The sequence below is a fragment of the Bradyrhizobium sp. SZCCHNR1017 genome (assembly GCF_032381375.1).
Taxonomy (GTDB): domain Bacteria; phylum Pseudomonadota; class Alphaproteobacteria; order Rhizobiales; family Xanthobacteraceae; genus Bradyrhizobium.
In genome coordinates, this window is record NZ_JAUHIR010000028.1 from 17,574 (window position 1) to 38,533 (window position 20,960).

Consider the following 20,960-nt stretch of genomic DNA (forward strand, 5'->3'; position numbering starts at 1 on the left):
TCCGTCCTTGGCCACACCACTCTTGCAGAGGCGGAGCGATACACTGAGGAGGCTGATCAGGCGAGCCTTGCGGTCGATGCTCTGGCGCGGCTTGAAGGACACAAGGCGAACGGTCTTCCCCAACCGCAATCCGCCGGTTTGGGAAAACCGACCAAAAGCTCAAAGAAATCAGCGGGGGAAAGGCAGAACTGGCGCTCCCTAGGGGAATCGAACCCCTGTTTCAGCCTTGAGAGGGCCGCGTCCTAACCGCTAGACGAAGGGAGCGTGAGGTGAACCGCATAGCCTCGAAATCGCCGCGCCGCAAGACGGGGGATGCAGAATTTGTGGGTGGAGGAGGAGAGGGTCCCCGTGGGGACCCCCACCCCCGACCCCTCCCCGCAAGGGGGAGGGGAGCTCACCGCCCGGGTGGTGAGGGGAGTGGATATCAATGGGAATGGAATCAGCCGACCGCGACGGCGGTGGGCTCCCTCTCCCGCTTGCGGGGGAGGGTTGGGGTGGGGGCGCCGCGAGCACCGGTGCCAGAGGAGAGAGAGTTCCCCCACCCGCATCGCATCTTCGATGCGATGCGACCTCCCCCGCAGGCGGGGGAGGCGCTGACTGCCCGCGGGCGGGGAGATGGGCCAAAGTCAAAAAGAGAAAGGGCCGAAATGGCCGGGCGAAACCGCCCTGCCCTCACGGCTCGACCGCGAAGCGGAGGCGGCCGGTGGGTTTGAGGGTCTTGGCGTCGAAGGTGCGGATCTCGGTGGTGCCGCCGACATCGAGCGTCACCGCCAGGCGGTCGCCGGCGGTGCCGGTGGCGACGATGCGGGCGCCCTTTGGGAGCATGGCGGTGAGGTCCGGGCCCGAAGCTGTGCTTCCATCGCCGCGGAAAAGGCGGTAGCCGATGGCGACCAGAAGCACTGCGATCGCGATCGAGGTGGTCACGCCCGCGATCATCATCATGCGCCGCAGCCGCGCCATCAGCTGGGCCTGCTCGGGCGAGGACGGCTCGGGCGCAACGGTAGAGTTCATGGACATCTCGACTTCACAATCCCACGGTCTGATGACGGTCACGGTCGCCGGCGACGAAGGCTCGCCGCGGCTCGATCGCGTGCTCGCGGCCAGGCTGCCGGAGCTGTCGCGGTCGCGGCTGAAGGCGCTGATCCTGGCCGGTCAGGTCAGCCTTACTTCAGGGAGCCTTGGCGCGGAGGCGGTGCGGGACCCCGCTTATCACGTCACAGCCGGCGACACGATCACAATCGACGTGCCGGAGGCTGTCGCCGCCGAGCCCGCGGCCGAGGCGATCCCGCTGAAAATCATCTACGAGGACGACGACATCGTCGTCATCGACAAGCCGGCCGGCCTCGTCGTGCATCCGGCGGCCGGGCACGAGACGGGAACGCTGGTGAACGCGCTGATCGCGCATTGCGGCGCCAGTCTTTCCGGGATCGGCGGGGTCAAGCGGCCCGGCATCGTGCACCGGCTGGACAAGGACACCACCGGGCTGATGGTGGTGGCGAAGAACGATCAGGCCCACGCCTCGCTGAGCGCGCAGTTCGCCGACCATGGCCGCACCGGCGCGATGGAGCGCGGCTATCTGGCGTTCGCATGGGGGGTGCCGCACCGGCCGCATGGCACCATCAACGCGCCGATCGACCGGCATCCGCATGCCCGCGACAAGATGGCGGTGCGGCCCAAAGGCCGCGAGGCCATCACCCATTACGAGGTGCGGGAGAGCTTTCCTGGCCGCGACGGCAAGCCGGTGGCGTCGCTGATCGCCTGCCATCTCGAGACCGGGCGCACCCACCAGATCCGGGTGCATCTGGCCCATCTCGGCCATCCGCTGCTCGGCGATGCCGTCTATGGCCCGCATTTCAAGACCAAGGCGAACCAGCTCGCGCCGGCGGCGCGGGACGCGCTCGAGGCGCTCGGGCGGCAGGCGCTGCACGCCTATCTGCTGGTCATCGAGCACCCGCGGACGGGAGAAATAATGCACTGGGAATCGGAGCTGCCGGAGGATCTCATGCTTTTGAGAGGCGCCCTGCGAGCGGCGCTATGACGCAGCGCCTTCAGAAAACCGCAAGCATGCCAACAGGTTATGGCAGCCACACGGGGACGTGACCCCCGGAATCCTTCCACCGGGGGGCGAAAATGGTGTATGTTGCGCCTGCGTCGAATGGTCGACGCATGGAACGTCGCAAACCGGTTGGCTTTAACCAAGCGACCGCTTTGCCTGGCCCGCCGCTATCGGGGGCCTGAACCAACTGGAGGGCGCTCAATGGCCCGTACAGCTACACTGCCGGTTCTCAACGGAGAATCGGGACTTTCACGCTACCTCGCCGAGATCCGCAAGTTCCCGATGCTGGAACCGCAGGAGGAGTACATGCTCGCCAAGCGTTGGCGCGAGCATGACGACAGCGACGCAGCGCATAAACTCGTGACCAGCCACCTCAGGCTCGTGGCCAAGATCGCCATGGGCTATCGCGGCTACGGCCTGCCGATATCCGAAGTCGTGTCGGAAGGCAATGTCGGCCTGATGCAGGCGGTGAAAAGGTTCGAGCCCGAGAAGGGCTTTCGCCTCGCCACCTACGCCATGTGGTGGATCAAGGCGTCGATACAAGAGTACATTCTGAGATCGTGGTCGCTCGTGAAGATGGGCACCACCGCGAACCAGAAGAAGCTGTTCTTCAACCTGCGCAAGGCCAAGAGCCGCATCAACGCGCTGGATGAAGGCGATCTGCATCCGGATCAGGTCAAGCTGATCGCGAAGCGCCTCGGCGTGACCGATCAGGACGTGGTCGACATGAACCGCCGCCTCGGCGGCGACGCCTCGCTGAACGCGCCGATCCGCGACGACGGCGAAGCGGGCGAATGGCAGGACTGGCTGGTCGACAATACGCCCAACCAGGAAGCCATCATGGCCGAGCACGAGGAATACGACCACCGGCGGCAGGCGCTGAACGGCGCGATCGGCGTGCTCAACGCGCGCGAGCGCCGCATCTTCGAGGCGCGGCGCCTGGCCGACGAGCCGATGACGCTCGAGGACCTGGCGGCCGAGTTCGGCGTGTCGCGCGAGCGCGTGCGCCAGATCGAAGTGCGCGCGTTCGAGAAGGTGCAGTCCGCCGTCAAGGGCGCCATCGCCAAGCAGGAGGCGGCGGCCCTGGAGGCCGCGCACTAGACGCGCGGCTTGCTTGAAGGTGGTTTTTGGATGCGATCGGAGCCGGCGGAGACGCCGGCTTCTTGTTAGGTGGGATCAGTCCGGCGCGGCGCGGGCGAGCTCGGCGAGCGCACAGCCCTCGCAGTAGCGGGCGTCCTTGTAGTCGATCCAGTTGTGCGCATAGATCCGCTCCCGGGCGATGCCATAGCGGAGCCGGAGCAGCTTCGAGAGCACGCGCCAGGCGGCGACCTGGGCGTCCGTCGGAGGCGTGGTGACGTCGGGATAGTTGCCAGCGAACTCCACGCCAATGGAATTGTCGCGCACGACCTTGCGATAGGTGGGGCCGTTGTCGATATAGCGGCTGTCGTTGCGGTTGGCGCCGTCGCCATGCAAGGTCACCAGGGTGTCCGGCACCGCCCAATACACCGTGCCGTCGGTTTCCACCCACACGGTGACGCCGCGCCGTTTCGGGTTCTTGGCTTGCGCCAGCGCCCCGGCTCGCGCCGACCCGGCCGGACCCTCGGTCTGGTGGACGATGATGTTGGTCCAGGGATGGGCGAGGTGCGGATCGCCCCACGGCGCCAGCCAGACCATCTTCAGTCCCGGGATGTCCGGCGTGCCGGACGAACGGGCGAGCGACGTGAGATCCTCAGCCGCAACAGGCAGAGGCAGCGCGACGAGAAGCAGCGCGAGCGCTGCGCGGAGGGAGAACAGGACCGGCCTCATGGCCGGCAACGATAGCACCGGCTACCCGGCGGCGGCATCCTGCCGACGCGGCGGCGCCATCATCGGCTCGATCTGGTCCGGCGCCAATGTCGGCGTCTCGTGGTCGGCGGCGAAGACGGCATAGCGGTTCTTGCCCTCCTTCTTGGCGGCATAGAGCGCCTGGTCCGCCCGCGCCATCAGCCGGTCGGGGAAGGCGCCGACATCCTCGGTCCATTCGGCGACGCCGATCGAGACCTCGATCGGCACCTCGGCGCCGGCACAGGCCTCCGCATCGTCGCGGCAGACCTGCAGGATGCGCCGCGCGATCATCGCGCCTTCGCGCAAGGCGGACGCCGGCAGCACGATGCAGAATTCGTCGCCACCGGTGCGCGCCAGCATGTCGCCGGGGCGCAGCCGGGTCTGGGCCATCAGCGTGAAGTGCTGCAGGCAGGCATCGCCGGCGGCATGGCCATGGGTGTCGTTGATGATCTTGAAGCCGTCGAGATCGATCACCAATAGCGCGAACGGCCGCCGCGAGCGCTCGGCGCGCGCGCATTCCTCGCTCAGGCGCTGCATCAGGTGACGGCGGTTGGCGACGCCGGTGAGATCGTCGAGCAGCGCGAGGTCGGCGACCTCGTTGCGCAGCCGGTCCACCGCCATCAGCAGGAAGCCGAAATTGAGCGACATCGACAGGAATATCAGCAGCAGCACCGCGGCGGCCTGACCGCTGGTGGAGCGGCTGAAATTGAAATCGGCGCCGATGAACGCCCCGATCGAGCGCGCGGCAAACACCGCGATGATCAGAACGGACAGCAGGCCGGCCAGCCGCGCTCCCGGATTGACGGGCCCGCGCCTCGCATCCAGCACCAGCCGCGCGATGATCGCCATGGGGACCGCCTGCCCGATCGAGTAGCACAGGATCCTCAGCGGGCCGTGGTCGTATCCGTATTGGAAAAATGCGATCGACGAGCAGGTCATCGCGACGACGGTCAAGCTCAGTCGCCACGACGCCCTGGAGCCATAGAAGCGCTCGACGCCCATCGCCGCGAGGCAGATCGCGAAGGTCATCAGCGAGCCGCCGACCAGCAGCGGAACGAACGAGCCGAAATAGAACCGCGTCAGCGCGAACGCCGCCGCCGGCGCGCACATGAACGCAGATGCCGTCCAGTACCGCGCCGAATCCAGATTGGGATAGCTGCGCATCACGTAGGCCCAGATCAGGCCCAACGCGAGGAAATTGACCACGAAGGCGGTCCACAGCGTCGGAACGTTCAGCATCCCGACAGCAGGACGCCGCAGGTCCTGTCCTCGATGTTCAATAACGCCGCGCTCATGAGCTACCCTGTTGCTCGAGGCAACATGGGCGCGGCGCAGTTAACGGTTCCTCAAGGGCCCAACCAAGGTTGCGCCTTGGTTTTGAATCAATGAAGACACCTTTTACGATCCGCTAACCTTGTCACACCCCGAGCGCCAGCGGCGCAACTGGCCGGCGAATGCATCGAGCTGTGGATAAGCGCAACCGCGCTGGTGACAGCGTGAGGCAGAGCTTCGCGAATCTGCTGGGATCGACACCCGAGGCTGATGCATGGCTGGCGTGCGCCAGCGAAGCCTCAAAGTCGCGTTGCAATCCATCAACTCCTGACGAGGATTCCATGGCGAAGAAGGCGAAGAAGGCCGCAAAGGCCACCAAGAAAGCTGCGAAGAAGACCAAGAAGGCTGCCAAGAAGAAGTAGTTGCACTTCCCGGGTGGGAGCGCGGCTTCCACCCGGCTCTCAGTCAGCTCGACCCGCTAGCCGATCCTACGTCTCCACCGGTCGGCGGTTGCCACGCAACACGCCTCACCTGATATCGGGCGTGCGCTCGAGCGTCACCTCGGCTTCGCGCAGCACGTCCAGCGGCGCCCACGGCTTGCTCCAGAACTTCGTGCCGCCCGGCAGCGGCTGCGACAACGGCCGGCCAGAAGTGACGACCACATTGATGTGGGGGTGACGCGCCTTGGCGAGATGGGCAAGCTCGACCCCGTTCATGCGGCCCGCCAGATTGACGTCGGTCATCAGCAGCACGATGCGATGACCCGGCTTGTTCAGGACGAGTTCGGCGGCCTCCGCGCTCTCACACGCGATCACGTCGTACTCGCTCTCTTCGAGCAGCAGCGTGATCATCTCGCGCTGCGCCAGATCGTCTTCCACGATCAGTGCGGTGGCGCGAAAAGGTTGCGACTGTCCCATGCAGGTCCTCCACGAATGTGTGCTCGCAAAGTAATGTGAGTTAAAAGCTGAACGGCCGGATGGTTCGGTTCCAATCAGAAAAAGTGGCCGAAAACCCAGCTGCAATTGGAACAGGCACGCAGAACCGGTCGATCAGGGGAGTGAAGCGACAATGACGATCATTCGAGGCGCATCTGCCGCCGTGACAGGCGCAGCCAGCGGCATTGGCCGTGCGCTGGCGCAGGAGCTGGCGGCCCGCGGTTGCGATCTCGCGCTCGCCGACCGCGACGAGGCGGGCCTCGCAAGCCTCGCCGCCGAACTCACCGCAAGCGGCCGCAAGGTGACCACGCACCGGCTGGACGTCAGCGATGTGGCTGCAGTCACCCAGTTCGCAGTAGACGCGACCCGCGCGCATCCCGGCCTCAACATCGTCGTCAACAATGCTGGCGTGGCACTGTTCGGCAGCTTCGCCGAGATCGATCAGGCGGAGATGGAGTGGCTGTTCAACATCAATTTCTGGGGCGTCGTGCACGGCACGCGCGCGTTCCTGCCGCATCTTTCGCGCCAGCGCGAAGCGCACGTCGTCAACCTGTCCTCGATCTTCGGCATCATCGCTCCGCCCGGCCAATCGGCCTACGCCGCGGCAAAGTTCGCAGTAAGGGGATTTTCCGAGAGCCTGCGTCACGAACTCACAGCCGCCGGCAGTCCCGTGCGGCTGTCCGTCGTGCATCCCGGCGGCATCGCCACGGCGATTGCGCGCAATGCCCGCGCCGGCCAGGGCATGACCGACAATGCGCGCCGCGTGCAGGCCATCGAGCGGTTCGAGCGGCTTGCCAGGACCAGCCCGCGCGACGCCGCGTTGCGGATCATCGAGGGCATCGAGCGCAATGAGCCCCGCATCCTGATTGGCGGCGATGCGCGCTTCATGGATCTCCTGCAGCGGTTCATGCCGGCCACCTATTGGCGCGTGATGGCGAAGCGGCTCGAGAAGGCGGCCGCGAAGCAGGGATGAGCCACGGGACAGGAGCCCCCGCCCCGGCTCGCGCCCGTGGCGGATACGCCGGAGTGATCGGCGTGTCGGCGAGCTTGTACTTCAGCCACCCAACGACCGGTCAGGCCGCCCTGATATGGGCTAGGAACTGGTTGACCTCGCTACGCAGCCGGGTCGACTGCTGCGCGAGCTCCCCGGCCGCCGACAGCACCTCGTTGGCGGCGTGGCCGGTCTGCACCACCCCGGACGTGACGCCCGCGATGTTGCGCGTGACGTCCTGGGTCTTGCCGGCGACGACGTTCACATTGCCGGCGATCTCGCGGGTCGCGGCGTCCTGTTGCGCGATCGATGAGGCGATGATGGTCGAGATCTCGTCGACCTCCTGGATCGTGGTGCAGATCATGCCGATGCTCTGGACCGCGGCGGCGGTTTCGGCCTGAACCGCGGCGATCTGAGCACCAATCTCTTCGGTCGCCTTGGCCGTTTGGGTCGCCAGCGTCTTCACCTCGCTGGCGACGACGGCGAATCCCCTGCCCGACTCGCCGGCGCGCGCGGCCTCGATCGTCGCATTCAGCGCCAGCAGATTGGTCTGGCTGGCGATCTGGGTGATGAGTGCGACGACCTCGCCGATCTTGCTGGCCGCAATGTTGAGCCGCTGCACCTTGTCGTTGGATTGCTGCCCTTCGTCCGCGGCCTTGCGAACCACGGACGACGCACGCTCGAGCGTCTTGCTGATCTCGTTCATCGAGGATGACAGCTCCTCGGCCGCCGAGGCAACGGTGTTGACATTGTCCGACGCGGAGCCGCACGCCTGCGATACCGTCAGGGCCTGCTGCTTCGACTGATCGATCGTCACCGACATCGAACGGGCGGTCGCCTCCATTTCGATGGCCGCAGCCGACACGGCGTCGACGACGCCGCGGACGCTGGCCTCGAAGCCATCGGCCACCTCCATCAGCATGCGGCGCCGGTCCTCCTCGGCACGAGCCTGGGCCTTCTCCTGCTCCGCCTGCAGATCCCTCATCCGGACGGCGTTGTCCCTGAAGATCGAAACGGCGCGTGCCATCTGTCCGACCTCGTCCTTGCGCCAGTCGGCCGGGACGCGAACGTCCAGGTTGCCGTCGGCGAGCTCGCGCATGGCGCTCGTCATCTGGACGATCGGGCGGGAGATGCTGCGCGCGATCAACAGCCCGGCGAGCGCGATCAGCACGAGGCCGGCCAGCGTCATCCCGATCGCCAACGCCCCGGCGCGATTGCGGGCCTGGATGAACTCGCTGTTGTCCATGATGATCTCGACGGCCCCGATCGGCTTGCCGGAGAAATCCTTGATCGGGCCCAGCAGCGCGACGACCGGAACACCCTTGAGCTGTCCTTGGCGCGACAGGAAGCTGCCGGCCGATGCCTCCCGATAGTCGCCGCTTGCAAAGAAGGAGGTCTCCCCGATCGTCGTCGCGAACAGCTTGAAGCCGGTGTCGCCGGCCAGGCGGAACGCAACCTCGACATTCCGGCTGCGCTTGAACTCGTCGAAGAAGTTTTGGCCAAAGGTCAGGCCGAACTCGACCGAGCCCAGATGTTTGCCGGCGGAAACGATCGGTACGACGCCGCGGAGGCCGAGGCCGGCAACGCCGCCCTCCAGCCCGACGATCGGCTTGCGGTCGGTGTTGGCGGCCACCACCGTCTTGCGGAATCCAGACAGATCGTCGCCGAACTTGGCCGGCTGGTGCACCCGCAGGAAGGACATCGCTGGCGGCGTGTGAAACTGAAACTGGTCGACGCCGTAATCGGATTTCAGGCTGGCCATGCCCGCGCCGAACAGCCGCATCAAGGCGTCGCGGTCGTTCTGCGCCATGGCGTCCTGGACTGCGGGGATCTTGGCGACCACCGCGCTCATGGCTTCCGCGCGGGTCGACTCCAGCTGCAGGCGCGAATTGAAGGCGTCATATTGGGCGTGGAGCTCGCGCTCATTGGCGCGGTCGATGATGCCGCCGATGATCCACATGGCGACCAGCAGCACGAAGAAAGCCGTCGCTGCCGCACCGATCACCAGAGAAAGGGTGATCCGGGTTCTCAAGCCAACAAACTTCAACATGCGATCCTCGAACGTCGACCGGTGTTCGAGTATTGCAGCGTTGCAACTAATTATTCCTGAACGAGTCAACCAATGGACTGGACCAACAACAAATTAGCTGCTGCGGGGCGGGAACGGCTATCGGAGCCTTCCGCCGCACACTTTGCTCTTAACCTGCCGCAATCCATGCTGGTTGCAGATCACTTCACCTCAACCCTTCACAAGTCCCGTCGGAACATGCTGACAGAGCAGAGCGTCCGACCTGTCCGGCAGGGCGCGTTCAGGCGACAGGACCGCCGCGCGCCCGCCAGCCGCTCATGCCGCCGGCATAGTGGCGGATATCCTGCCGCCCGGCCGACAGCGCCCGCCGCAGGGCGGTGGCCGAGCGACCGCCGGCCTGACAGATCAGAACCACCGGCTTGTCGTGCACGAGGCTGCCCGGGTCGAAACGCGACAGCGGGTGATTGACGGCGCCGGGGATGTGGCCGCCCTTGAACTCATGCGGCTCGCGCACGTCGACGATGACGCAGCTCCGCTGCTGATGCGCCCGCACCAGCTCATCATGCTCGATCGCCGGCACGCTGGTCGACCCGGTCAACCTGCTGAACAGTCCTGATAGCATGGGAGGAACCTCTCACTGTTTGACATAGGGGCACTCGGGCGACTCAGCCTAGCCCTGTGTCCGCTTCGCCTTGGCCGCGGACGCTTCGACCCAGAAGAAGAACGCACCTGCACCGATCGCGAGCGCGGCGAACCAGACGCCATCCGGCACGCCGGTGATGTCGGGCAGCCGCACCTTGCCGAGCGCCCAAACGTTCAGGACATGGGCCTTCACCCAGTCGAAGCTCAGCGCATAGAGGATCGCCCCGACGATCATGCCGAAAGCGCCCACTGCAGCATGAACGCTGCCGCTGGCGATGGCGCCGAGCGCAGTGCCCGGGCAGTAGCCGTAAACCACCATGCCGACGCCGAACAGCGCCGCGCCGAGCGCGACCGCAAGCATGTTGGCGTCCTTGACGTAATACTTGGTGTTGCCGGTATCGACCAGCAGCAGAACGCCGATGCCGCCGACCACGATCGCCGTGCCCATCACCTTCAGCACGGTGAAGTCGCGCAGCCGGAACTGGTTCTCGATCACGTTGCAGCTCGTGACCTTGCCCTGCTGCAGGAGATAGCCGAACACGGCGCCCATCAACAGCGGACCGGCGATGCTCATCAATGAGGTCATAGCCCTTCTCCTATGCTTTGCGGAACATGACGCGCGACACGACCAGGCCGGTCGCGAACATCACGGCGAGGAACAGCCAGCTCGACAGCGCCAGTTGCAGACCGCCTGAAATGCCGTGGCCGCTGGTGCAGCCGCCGGCCAGACGCGCGCCATACATGATGACGATGCCGCCGAGAAACGCAGCGACGAAGCGCTTGAACACCGACGGACCAAAGCGCTCCCTCCAGACCTCCGGCACCAGTTCGAGCCGCCACGTGTCGGAGATGACCGCCGACAAGAATGCGCCGAGCGGAATGCCGACCAGAAACCAGACGCCATAATCCCATTTCAGCGGCATCGACTTCCAATAACTGTTGGCGGCGACGGCGTCGGATCCGATCACCGGCACGGCGAACAGCGACGCGATGCGCGAGAACGCCGTCGTCACGCCGAGCGGGTCGCCGAACCCGGCAAAGGCCACCCAGCTGAGGATGCCGATGCCGGCGCCGACCAGATAAGGCGACCAGTCGATGCGCCCGGACTCGCCCAGATCCTTGACCATGACGTCGTTCATCATTGCCACGACGGGACCTCCCTGCTGACGCGGCCCAACGCCGCGACCGACGTAGGCCACTATATGCATATATTCGAATTTATGCAAATATAAATCAGCCGGTGCCGATAGGTGAAAGGCGGGGCCCTGCGGCAGTGTGACGGCGAGGAATCAGCGGCACGGACGACCTCGGGGCTGGCAGGCCCGAGCAAGCCGCAGCGGAGCATGATCCGCCGCAGCCCCACGCTCTGTTCATGTCGGCGCCGCCTCTCGCAGGTCCATCGTCACCACGCGACTCGGTCGCGCAGCTTGCCGCGGCCGCGGGAGAAGTCCTCGAGATGAGGCTCGCAGGCCAATGCAGAAGCGATGGCCGGCGCGTGGTGGCCGGGCTGCGCACCTGTTCAGCACTCCCGATGCGGGCCGGCGAATGGCGGCGAGATCGGATCTGCGCGGCTCTCAGTCGCTGCGAGTTCCTAGGCGGCTCTCACGCCGGCGATGAACTTCTTCACTTCCATGCTCAGTCTGGCACTGTCGTCGGCCAGCGATTTCGCGGCGGACAGCACCTGGGACGCGGCGGTTCCGGTATCGACGGCACCGCGCTGCACATCCGCAACGTTGGCTGAGACCTGCTGCGTTCCCGCCGCCGCGTGCTGGACGTTGCGCGAGATCTCCTGCGTGGCAGCGCCCTGCTGCTCCACGGCCGATGCGATCGTCGACGAAATCTCCTGCAATTTCTCGATGGTGATGCTGATGTCGCGGATGGCACCGACCGATTGCTGGGTGGCGGACTGGATGCCGGAGATCTGCTGGCCGATCTCGCCCGTGGCCTTCGCCGTCTGCTCGGCCAGCGCCTTGACCTCGGATGCGACCACCGCAAATCCACGGCCGGCCTCGCCGGCGCGTGCGGCCTCGATCGTTGCATTCAGCGCGAGCAGATTGGTCTGTCCGGCAATCGTATTGATCAGCTCGACGACGTCGCCGATGCGGGCAGCGGACTTCGAGAGCTCGCCGACCTGTTCATTGGTCCTACGGGCCTGTGCCACCGCTTCATTGGCCATCCGGGCCGAATCCTGGACTTGCCTGCTGATCTCGTTGACGGACGCGGAGAGCTCCTCGGTCGCAGATGCCACCGACTGCACATTGGTGCAGGCTTCCTCGGAAGCCGCGGTGACGGATGTGGCCAGGTTCTGTGCGCGGCTCGCCGTGTTGCTGAGCCCGCCGGCGTGACCCTCCAAAGCGCTCGATGCCGTGGACACGGTGTCGACGATCTCGCCGACCACGGCCTCGAAGCGGCCAGCGATCTCGTCGAGCCGCCGGCTGCGTTCCAGCTTCACCTCTGCCTCTCTCGAAGCGATGTCGTCGGCCTGCTTCTTCGCAATCAAGGCGGTCTTGAAGACCTCCAGGGCGTCGGCCATCATGCCTACTTCGGTCTTCTGGCCGCGATAGGGGATCTCCATCGCCAGGTTACCCTCACCGAGCGCCTGCATCGGCCTGATGATGGAAGCGATGCACCGGGAAATGTCGCGAACGAACCAGCTTCCGACGCCGATGCCGGTGAGAACGGCAAGGACGATGACCGTCGACATCAATGCAAATGCCTCGGCATAGCCATCCGCGGCGATCTTGGTTTCGGCGTCGGCGCCACGATTGTTGAGGTCAATCAGCTTTCGAAGAAATTCGTCCGACTGATTGGCGACGCTCCGGACCGTCTTGTTGAACAGATCGCTCGCCTGCTTGGTCGCGTTGCCGTTCCCTGCGCGCAGCACCTCGAGCACACCATCGGCAGCCTTGACATATTGCTCCCAGCCCCGCGACCAGCTCTCGAACAGGCTGCGCTCCTCGGCCGACGAGATCATCGCTTCATAAGAGCGGCGCGCCGTCGCGATGACGGCGAGCGTTGCCTTCATGTTGCGGTCGAGATTGTCCTTCTCCTCAGTCGTATCAGCCGTCATGTAGGCTCGCAGCTGCGCCCGATTGAGATTGATCGCCGAACGCAACTCGCCGAGCACGCGCACGCTCGGCAGCCAGTTCTTGGAGATCTGTTCGGTATGCGTATTGATCGTCTGCATGCCGCGGACGGCCAGCAACCCGACGATGGTCATCGCCACCAGCAGCAGCGCAATGACGGCCGCCATTTTTGCTCGAATGGAGAGTTGCGACATCACGCGTGCCTTTCGTAGTCCCGGCGATTCGTATCGGTGCGCCGCATGATTGCGTCGTCCCCTCGCGACGGTATCACCCGACCTTCGCAAATTGGTTAACGGGCGGGATTTCCGGACTGGAATCGACCAACGTCATGATCGGGCACGATGGTCCGACTGCCGTGGTCGGCACGCATCTCCTGTGGCCGATCCGCGGACTACGCGATCTGCGCTCCGGCGTGACGACGCCAAGACGCGTGTCTTCGGGCTCGATCCGATCTGATCAGACAATGTTCTTTGTCAGAGGCTTGAAGTGCGCCGACACGCCACGCGTCGACGAGCCTGTGACAGACAGGTCCCGGAGATTCATGGATGCTGCGCCTTGACGCTGCATGTCCAATGCCGCTCAGCAGAAGCAGGCCCGCTTCCGCAGGATGCCTCAAGAAGGCATGACGGAGGGGGACTGAACCGGACTCTGCGCCGGCTTGGTGGCGAACAGCCAGCGGTCGACGACAAAATCGGTGACGGCCGCACCCAACCACATTCCACCGAGCACGATCCACGCGGTGAGCGCAAACACCGATGCCCCGGTTACGCCGGCGCCAACAGCGCAGCCGCCTGCCAGCATCGCGCCGAATCCCATCAGGACGGCGCCGATCATGTAACGGCGCATGCCGCGCCCATCCGAGAAGCCTTCGAGATTGAGTTCACCCGCCAGCGCGGCCGCAACGAACGAGCCGATGAACACACCCGGAATGATGCCGAGATCGAAGCCCGGCTTCAGTTGCGGGCTGGCGAGCACCTGCATCAGCAGCTCCGCCGAAGGACCGCTGAATGTCAGGCTCTTCAGCGGCACCGGCGAGAACGAGGCCTGGCCGAGCTGATAGGTGAGGAGCCAGCCCCCGGCGACCGCCGCGCCCGCGGCCACCGCCGAGCGCAGGATCTTCGGGCCAACCTGAAACTTCGACACGGCGGCGAGCCCGGCGAGGAACCACAGCATGCCGAAGCCGAGCTTCTCGGGCGTACCCCCGCCGAACAAGCTCATGATGTCGCGCGACGGTCCGCCGTCGACGAGCCAAAGATTGGTGAGCCACTCGCGTGCCGGCGCGAGCAGGCCGCGATAGGCCGACTGCGCCGTCACCGCGAAGACGAGGCCGGACAGCAGCGCCCGCAGATTGCCGTTGGCCGAGAGCACCAGCAGACGGCTGGCACAGCCTCTCGCCAGGATCATGCCGCAGCCGAACAGCGTGCCGCCGATCATCGCGCCGGAAATGCTGCCCTGCTGCGCCAGCTGGCGCGCTTCGGAGACGTCGAGCAGGCCCATCGCCACCAGCGCCTGGGTGCCCAGCAGCGCCGAGGCGAAGGTGAGGAGCCACACCGCCAGCCGCGGACCGCCCTGCCCGCGCGCGAACTCGACCGTGGCCGCCCGGAGGCAGAAGCGGCTGCGCTGGGCGAAGAAGCCGAACGCGCCGCCGGCCGCGAGCCCGCACAGCAGCGACACCAGCTCCTCACCCAGAAGGTCGATCAATGCGGTGAGCACAGGCGCTCCCGTCGTTCAGGCCTGCCGCTCAACATGCCGGGCGGCATCGGCAAGGACGCATGCGCCCGTCACGGGCGCAGGTAGGCGTATCCACTCTGCTGCAGCTCCGTGAGGCGCACGACGCCGCCCTTCTCCGCCACCGCGAACCCTGGCAAGAGATCGTCGAGTTTCACGCCTTGCGCCTTCATGGTGTTCGCACAGGCCTCGAAGCCGACGCCGGCCTTCATGAGGCGCTCGGCCAGAGCCGAGATGGTCTGGTCGGCCGAAATCGCATGAAAGGCCCGCAAGCCCGGACCGTGGATCACCAGGCGAATGTCTGCGCGTCCAGGTCCTCCGGTCCCGTCGACGTGGTTCTGGAGGTTGCCGAGAACGAACAGGGCGCGGTCCTGATCGGCGAGATGATAGGCGACGCGCTGGCGCGGAGATTCCGTCGCCGCGCGTGCGCTGCTGACACCGAAGATTCCAAACAGGCCGGCAAGACCGGCTTGCATCAAAGATCGACGTTCCATGGTGGCTCCTAACGCGCGGCTGCAATGAATCCTGCGATGCGATCAGCGGCATCCTCGGCGGCGAGATCGCGAAAGAAGTGATCTGCGTCGTCAATCGTCTCCAGTCGGACACGGCTGCCGGCGCGTGACGCCAGCGGCGCGAACGACGCTGCCACGTCCGGTACCGTCTTGTCTTGCGCTGCCGCAAGCACCAGAACCGGCAGGCTCACATCGGCGACCAGCGCCGCCGTATCCTGGCGCCGGTCGGCGCGATAGAATGCTGCGAATGCGCGCGCCGTCACCTTGGCATCGCGGCAATAGATGAAGCCCGGCACCGACATCCAATCACCGCCGCGCCCGGCGGCGATCGCAGCCTCAGCCTTGTCGAGCAGCGGCGCCAATCGCTGGCCGTAGCTCTCCGCATAGGCGTCTCTCAAACCGGCCTCGATGCTCGCCGTCGCCGGCGCCAGCAGGATCGCACCGTCGACCGCCGCTTTGGGATTGGCGGCCAGATAGCGCGCGACCTGATTGGCGCCACGCGAATGACCGAGGACGAAGACGTGCGACGACGTCTTGCGCGCTTCACTCAGCCAGGCGGCGATCTCCACGACAGCATCGTCCGTCACATAGTCATGGGGTTTGGCACAATCGTACATGCCAGTGCGGCGATCGAGACCGAGCACGAGATTGTGCGCGAGCGAGGCGATCCCCCGCTCGGCCAACGCCTTGGACAGGCCCTGGATGGTCTCCATGTCCTTGTGCGCGAGCGTGCCGTGCGTCATCAGCACCAGCGGCACATCCGGTCCAGACTGCGCCGGCAGTCGGAGCGTGCCGAGCGCCGTACGCCCGCCGATCGTGAGCTCGCGCGGCTCCTCGGCCGCGAAGGCGATCGACGCAATGAACGAGACGACAAGAGCGAGCCACCACCGCATCGCAAATTCCTCAGGGACGCACGATCGTCCAGTTCTTCTCGGACAGCTCCAGCAGGGTCGCGACCCCGGTCTTGACGACCGTGACACCGTCGAGCAGAGGCGGCTGCCGTCCCTCCTTGCTCGCGAGCGTCTCCAAGGTATTGCCGCAGGCGATGAAGCTCACATTTGGCATCGACTTGGCGAAGCCGAGCACCCGCTCCTTCACCGGCGAGCGGTCGGCCAGCAGCATGTCGAGGCCGCCATTGAACGCGACGATCACGATCTCGACCTCCGCGCCCTCGCCCGAATAGTGGCGGGAGACATTCGCGGCCACGTCGAGCACCGCGCGCATCTTGGCCGGATCCTCGTCGCTGATCTGCAGCGCGAGCCTATGTGGCTCGGCTGCAGTGGCGATGGACGCAACCCCGCTTCCGGCCAGGGCGACGGATGCGGCCGCCAACAGCATCTGGCGGCGGCTGCATCCGGCAATCCTCACTCGACGCCTCGCGGCTTGCCGTCCTTGTCTTCCGGCGTGACGTCGACCGCTGTCGCGCGTCCGGTGATCTTGACCGGCGCGATGCAGTTCTTCATGCAAGGATCCTTCTGCCAGAACGCCTTCTCGCTCGTGCTCCGGTCATCCATGATGAACCCGCCCTCGTTCGGCATCTTGATCGTGGCGAGATTGCTGTTGCTCAGCTCGAAGTTCTGATCGGTGATCACGTCGTTCAGATACAGCACATAGGCGACCAGCGCGTAGTACTCGTCGACCTTCAGCGACTGCGGGCTGCCGAACGGCATCGCGTGGCGGACGTAGTCGAACAGCGTCGAGGCGTAGGGCCAGTAGGAACCGACCGTCTTGACCGGATTGTCTGATGTCAGCGATCCCTTGCCGCCGGCGAGCACCGGCCAGCGGCCGGCACCCTCGCCGAATTCGCCATGGCAACTGGCGCAATTGTCCATGAACAGCTTCTCGCCCTGGGCAACGGTGCCCTTGCCGACTGGCAGCCCCTGCCCGTCCGGACGGACGTCGATGTCCCAGCCGCGGATCTCCTCGGCGCTCGGCGCGCGGCCGATGTTGAAGCGCTGCGCCGGCTTGGCATCGGACTTCTCGCTCGGACCGCCGGCGAACGCCACGGAGCCCGCAAGCGTTGCCAGCGCTGCGGCGGCAATGATGAGCTTAGGCGACCTCGACATTCTCGACCTCACCGTTTGCCTGCACATGCCAGGTCTGGATGCCATTGTTGTGATAGATGGAGTTGTAGCCGCGGACCTTGCGCAGCTCGGCCTTGGACGGCTGGACGTAGCCGGTCTCGTCCTGGACGCGCGACTGCAGCAGCAGCGGCTCGCCGTTCCAGTCGAACTCGTAGTAGAACCGGGTCAGCGCCTTGTCGAGCACCGGGCCGTCGATCCGCGCCGGCCACCAGTTGCGGCCACCATCGAGCGAGACGTCGACGCGCTTGACCTTGCCGTTGCCCGACCACGCCAGCCCCGAGACGATCGTAAAGCCCTTGCCGTGCTTGATCGGCGCCTGCGGGCTTGGGCTCGTGATCACCGACTTGGCATCCATCGCCCAGGTGAAGCGCCGCGCCTTTCCGTTCGGCAAGAGATCGGTGTATTTCGAGGTTTCCTCGCGGGTGTGCCAGGGCTGGTCGCCGACCTTGATGCGGCGCAGCCACTTGACCCAGAGATTGCCCTGCCAGCCCGGCACGACCAGGCGCATCGGATAGCCCTGCTCGGGATACAGCGCCTCGCCGTTCATCTTGTAGGCGATGATGCAGTCGTCGAGCGCCTTCTCGATCGGCAGGCTTCGATCCATCGACGCGGAGTCGGCGCCCTCCACCAGAAGCCATTTGCCGTTGGTCTTGACGCCGGCCTCTTCGAGCAGGGTGCGCAGCGACACGCCGGTATATTGCACGCAGTGGATCATGCCATGGGTGAACTGGCAGCCGTTGAGCTGGGCGCCGCGCCACTCCATGCCGGAGTTGGCCGCGCATTCCATGAAGTGGATGCGGTTGACGCGCGGGTAGCGCTTGAGCTCGTCGAGCGACAGCAGCAGCGGCCGCTCGACCAGGCCATGGATCATCAACCGGTGATCGGCCGGATCGACGTCGGCTACGCCGCCGTGATGGCGCTCGAAGCACAGCCCGTTCGGCGTGATGATGCCTTCGAGCTCATGCAGCGGCGTGAAGCTGACCGAGGATTCGCGCGAAGCCGTCAGCCATTCGACGTCGCGGCGGACAACGTCCTTCTCGAACTTCGACGGCTTGCCGTAGGGGCGCACAGCGACGCCCTCGCCGAGGGTCCGCGTCCATTCCGGCACGTTCGGCGGCTGGTTGGCGGGATTGCCGACGCCGGCACGCGCCTGCGAGGCCAGCGCCGTGGCGGCAAGACCGCCGGCTGCAGTCAGGAAACCACGGCGCGACGCGCGTGGGGCTGAGGGAAGTAGTTTGTCCTTGGACATCGTCGTCACACTCCGGAGACTTTGACGGCCCGGTTGGGCTCGAGACGAACGGTTTTCTGGCGCTGCAGATAGCTCGACACGACCTCCCAGATCGGCGGCCCCTGCGTGCCTTCGTTGACGCTGGCCCAGCCCGCGACCTGATACTCGCGCGTCGGATCGATCGCGGCCCCGGTCTTGATCAGGCGCATGTCGGAGATGCGCTGCCCCTGCGGCTTGTTGACGTCGATGGCGTAGGACATGCCGCCGATGCGGACCATGTCGCCGCCCTGCTGGTAGTAGGGATCGACGTTGAACAGGTTGTCGGCGACGTCCTCGATGATCTCCTTCAGCCGCGTGCCGGTCATGCCCATGCGATAGACGGCCGGATAGGTGATCGCGGTGGCGTTGGTGACGTCCTCGAACGTGATGTCCTGGCCCGGCATCACGCTGGTGCCCCAGCGGAAGCCCGGCGACAGCGCGATCTCCGCATCGCGCTCCTGCAGCAGCGCCTGGCAGATGAGGTCATCGAACGTGCCGTTGAAATTGCCGCGGCGATACAGCAGCGTCTCGGTCCGTCCCAGCGGGCGGGCGAGATCGGCGGCAAACGGCTTGCGCACCTCGGCGATCTTGGCCGCCATCGCCGGATCCGGCGTGATGACGTCGGAGAACAGCGGAATCAGCTTGTAACGATAGCCCTTCACCTCGCCGTCCTTGACGTCGAGATCGAGCCGCGAGACGAACTTGCCGGAGGAGCCCGACGCGATCAGCAGCGTCTTGCCGACCTTGACCGCTTCAGGCAATGCATCATGGGTATGACCCGTGAGAATGACGTCGAGACCCTTGACGCGGCTGGCCAGCTTGCGGTCGACGTCGAAGCCATTGTGTGACAGCAGCACCACGAGGCCGGCGCCGTCCTTGCGCGCCTTGTCGACCTGGGTCTGAACATCCTCCTCGCGCACGCCGAACGACCAGTTCGGAATCATCCAGCGGGGATTGGCGACCGGCGTATACGGGAAGGCCTGGCCGAGCACCGCGATCTTGACGCCGCCGCGCTCGATCATCGTCGAGGCTTCGAACGCCGGCTCGTTCCATTCGGTGTCGCGGATGTTGAGGCCGAGGAAGGGGAAGCCCAGACCATCGACCGCCTGCTTGACGCGCTCGGTGCCGTAGGTGAACTCCCAATGCCCCGTCATCGCATCCGGCTTCAGCAGCGCCATGCAGTCGATCATGTCCTGGCCGCGGGTCTTCAGCGACGACCATGAGCCCTGCCAGGTGTCACCGCCATCGAGCAGCACGACCTTGTCGCCGCGCTCGGCGCGGATGGCCTTGATGACGGTGGCCGCGCGGTCGAGCCCGCCGATCCGCCCGTAGGTCTTGGCGAGCGCCTCGAAATCCTCCGAGGTCAGCGCATAGGCCGACGACGAGCCCGGCGCGATGCCGAAGCGGGTGAGGAAATCCTTGCCGGTGACATGCGGCGGCTGGCCCTTGGCGTCACCGACGCCGAGATTGGTCGACGGCTCGCGGAAATACAGCGGCATCAGCTGGCCGTGGATGTCGGTGACATGCACCAAGGTGACGTTGCCGACCGGATCGAACGCCAGCAGCTCCTTCTCGGTCAGCTTCTGCTGAGCAAAGGCGCGGGTCGCACCCGCAAGACCGGAGCCACCCGCCAGGGCAGCCGCCGCCAATGCGACCTGAACGAATTCGCGACGCGATATCATGATGTATCTTCCTTGTGTCCGCGGCTAGTTGCGGACCGACGGTGTCTCGACGGGCAGCCCGATGCCGCGCCAGGCGACGTAGACTTCGAGCGCGAGGAACTCGTCCGACAGCGGCTTGTAGGGCACGCCGCGAACGTCGAACATGCAGCCCTCGAACCGTTCGTGCAGCGGGATCAGGCGCTGATCGCGCAGCCGGTAGGTCGGAAAGCCGTTGATCTGGCCTTGGCTCAGAAAATCGGCGCGCATGAACTTGCCGTTGTTCTTCTCGTGGCAGGACGCGCAGGCGAGATCGAGTTGCCCGACCCGCGTATAGTAGATCTCCTTGCCCTTCTCGAACCATGGCGACATCGGACCGTCGGTCTTCACCGCCACCGGCATGCCGCGCGACTGGTAGCGGACGAACGCCGTCATGTCCGTCAGTTCCTTCGACTTGAAGGCCCAGGGCTGCGCCTTCATGTGCTCGGTGCGACAGATGTTGATCTGCTGCTCGAGATTGACCGGCTTGTTGAGCTTATCGCTCCATTTGGGCATGGCGGCGCCGACGCCCTTCATGGTCTTTTCCGCCTCGCCGTGGCAGCTCATGCACGACTTGCCTTCGCTGCCGTCGACCGTCTTCCAGACGTCGGCGGCCCGCTCCACCGCGAGGAAGCCGGGATTCTCCAGGTCGTCATCCTGGAGCGCGCGCGTTTCCTTGGTGCGGAACTGATAGCCCGAGATGATGGTCTTGAAGACGTGACCGGGAGGCGCCGGAATGCCCTTCCGTTCGGCCTCCTGGCCGAACGTCGCGACTGCCGACAGGGCCAGCGCGGCCGAAGCCAGGACGGCGAGAGAACCGTAGCGAATGGACATCCG

The 20,960-nt window shown here is 65.6% G+C and carries 21 protein-coding genes and 1 tRNA gene; 4 read left to right on the top strand and 18 right to left on the bottom strand.

What is annotated here, in order from left to right; all coding sequences use genetic code 11:
• Nucleotides 1-189: 189 nt before the first annotated feature.
• Both QW863_RS35025 and QW863_RS35030 read right to left on the bottom strand, forming a co-directional pair.
• Nucleotides 190-264: transfer RNA gene (locus QW863_RS35025), tRNA-Glu, on the bottom strand.
• Nucleotides 265-672: 408 nt separating this feature from the next.
• Entirely contained in the window at nt 673-1,011 is a 339-nt protein-coding gene (locus QW863_RS35030) for a hypothetical protein (RefSeq protein ID WP_315718294.1), read from the bottom strand.
• A gap of 31 nt (nt 1,012-1,042) precedes the next feature.
• On the opposite strand from QW863_RS35030, the gene QW863_RS35035 reads away from it, so the two are divergent.
• Nucleotides 1,043-2,038, top strand: coding sequence for an RluA family pseudouridine synthase (locus QW863_RS35035; RefSeq protein ID WP_315718326.1), 996 nt, complete (start codon nt 1,043-1,045; stop codon nt 2,036-2,038).
• Between the two features lie 219 nt (nt 2,039-2,257).
• Nucleotides 2,258-3,157 (top strand): RNA polymerase sigma factor RpoH, encoded by a 900-nt coding sequence (gene rpoH / locus QW863_RS35040; protein ID WP_315718327.1) that lies wholly within the window; start codon nt 2,258-2,260, stop codon nt 3,155-3,157.
• A 75-nt stretch (nt 3,158-3,232) separates the two neighbouring features.
• On the opposite strand, the gene QW863_RS35045 is transcribed toward rpoH, so the two are convergent.
• Both QW863_RS35045 and QW863_RS35050 read right to left on the bottom strand, forming a co-directional pair.
• On the bottom strand, nt 3,233-3,862 hold the full coding sequence (locus tag QW863_RS35045; RefSeq protein WP_315718295.1) for a peptidoglycan recognition family protein: 630 nt from the start codon (nt 3,860-3,862) through the stop codon (nt 3,233-3,235).
• 21 nt (nt 3,863-3,883) lie between these two features.
• Nucleotides 3,884-5,119: a GGDEF domain-containing protein gene (locus QW863_RS35050; RefSeq protein WP_315718296.1), complete on the bottom strand. Its 1,236-nt coding sequence runs from the start codon at nt 5,117-5,119 to the stop codon at nt 3,884-3,886.
• 227 nt (nt 5,120-5,346) lie between these two features.
• Between QW863_RS35050 and QW863_RS35055 the strand changes: the two genes are divergently transcribed.
• A complete protein-coding gene (locus QW863_RS35055; RefSeq protein WP_315718297.1) occupies nt 5,347-5,574 on the top strand; it encodes a hypothetical protein in 228 nt (75 codons plus the stop codon).
• A gap of 105 nt (nt 5,575-5,679) precedes the next feature.
• Here QW863_RS35055 and QW863_RS35060 read toward each other — a convergent pair whose 3' ends face one another.
• Entirely contained in the window at nt 5,680-6,069 is a 390-nt protein-coding gene (locus QW863_RS35060; protein WP_315718298.1) for a response regulator, read from the bottom strand.
• Between the two features lie 151 nt (nt 6,070-6,220).
• Here QW863_RS35060 and QW863_RS35065 point away from each other — a divergent pair, with 151 nt between their 5' ends.
• Nucleotides 6,221-7,060, top strand: coding sequence for an SDR family NAD(P)-dependent oxidoreductase (locus tag QW863_RS35065; RefSeq protein ID WP_315718299.1), 840 nt, complete (start codon nt 6,221-6,223; stop codon nt 7,058-7,060).
• Between the two features lie 100 nt (nt 7,061-7,160).
• On the opposite strand, the gene QW863_RS35070 is transcribed toward QW863_RS35065, so the two are convergent.
• The 13 genes from QW863_RS35070 to soxA form a co-directional block, all read right to left on the bottom strand.
• Entirely contained in the window at nt 7,161-9,128 is a 1,968-nt protein-coding gene (locus QW863_RS35070) for a methyl-accepting chemotaxis protein (protein WP_315718328.1), read from the bottom strand.
• Nucleotides 9,129-9,387: 259 nt separating this feature from the next.
• The gene (locus QW863_RS35075; RefSeq protein WP_315718300.1) at nt 9,388-9,729 is read right to left on the bottom strand and encodes a rhodanese-like domain-containing protein; all 342 of its coding nucleotides are present in this window, start codon (nt 9,727-9,729) and stop codon (nt 9,388-9,390) included.
• A 48-nt stretch (nt 9,730-9,777) separates the two neighbouring features.
• Nucleotides 9,778-10,335, bottom strand: coding sequence for a YeeE/YedE thiosulfate transporter family protein (locus QW863_RS35080; RefSeq protein WP_315718301.1), 558 nt, complete (start codon nt 10,333-10,335; stop codon nt 9,778-9,780).
• A 10-nt stretch (nt 10,336-10,345) separates the two neighbouring features.
• Complete coding sequence (locus QW863_RS35085; protein WP_315718329.1) at nt 10,346-10,888, bottom strand: YeeE/YedE thiosulfate transporter family protein; 543 nt, start codon at nt 10,886-10,888, stop codon at nt 10,346-10,348.
• A 452-nt stretch (nt 10,889-11,340) separates the two neighbouring features.
• Nucleotides 11,341-13,029 carry a methyl-accepting chemotaxis protein gene (locus QW863_RS35090; RefSeq protein ID WP_315718302.1) on the bottom strand — a complete coding sequence of 563 codons (1,689 nt, stop codon included), beginning with the start codon at nt 13,027-13,029 and terminating at the stop codon, nt 11,341-11,343.
• A 418-nt stretch (nt 13,030-13,447) separates the two neighbouring features.
• Nucleotides 13,448-14,548, bottom strand: a complete 1,101-nt coding sequence (locus tag QW863_RS35095) for a YeeE/YedE family protein (RefSeq protein WP_315718303.1) — start codon at nt 14,546-14,548, stop codon at nt 13,448-13,450.
• A gap of 68 nt (nt 14,549-14,616) precedes the next feature.
• Nucleotides 14,617-15,057, bottom strand: coding sequence for a DsrE family protein (locus tag QW863_RS35100; RefSeq protein WP_409978004.1), 441 nt, complete (start codon nt 15,055-15,057; stop codon nt 14,617-14,619).
• 8 nt (nt 15,058-15,065) lie between these two features.
• The gene (locus tag QW863_RS35105) at nt 15,066-15,968 is read right to left on the bottom strand and encodes an alpha/beta hydrolase (protein ID WP_315718304.1); all 903 of its coding nucleotides are present in this window, start codon (nt 15,966-15,968) and stop codon (nt 15,066-15,068) included.
• A 10-nt stretch (nt 15,969-15,978) separates the two neighbouring features.
• Complete coding sequence (locus QW863_RS35110; RefSeq protein ID WP_315718331.1) at nt 15,979-16,413, bottom strand: hypothetical protein; 435 nt, start codon at nt 16,411-16,413, stop codon at nt 15,979-15,981.
• Between the two features lie 26 nt (nt 16,414-16,439).
• Nucleotides 16,440-17,141, bottom strand: a complete 702-nt coding sequence (locus QW863_RS35115; protein WP_409978003.1) for a c-type cytochrome — start codon at nt 17,139-17,141, stop codon at nt 16,440-16,442.
• The gene (gene soxC, locus QW863_RS35120) at nt 17,125-18,408 is read right to left on the bottom strand and encodes a sulfite dehydrogenase (protein WP_315718306.1); all 1,284 of its coding nucleotides are present in this window, start codon (nt 18,406-18,408) and stop codon (nt 17,125-17,127) included. The genes QW863_RS35115 and soxC overlap by 17 nt, the downstream gene beginning before the upstream one ends.
• A gap of 5 nt (nt 18,409-18,413) precedes the next feature.
• Nucleotides 18,414-20,108 (bottom strand): thiosulfohydrolase SoxB, encoded by a 1,695-nt coding sequence (soxB, locus tag QW863_RS35125; protein ID WP_315718307.1) that lies wholly within the window; start codon nt 20,106-20,108, stop codon nt 18,414-18,416.
• Between the two features lie 24 nt (nt 20,109-20,132).
• On the bottom strand, nt 20,133-20,957 hold the full coding sequence (gene soxA / locus QW863_RS35130; protein ID WP_315718308.1) for a sulfur oxidation c-type cytochrome SoxA: 825 nt from the start codon (nt 20,955-20,957) through the stop codon (nt 20,133-20,135).
• Nucleotides 20,958-20,960: the final 3 nt, after the last annotated feature.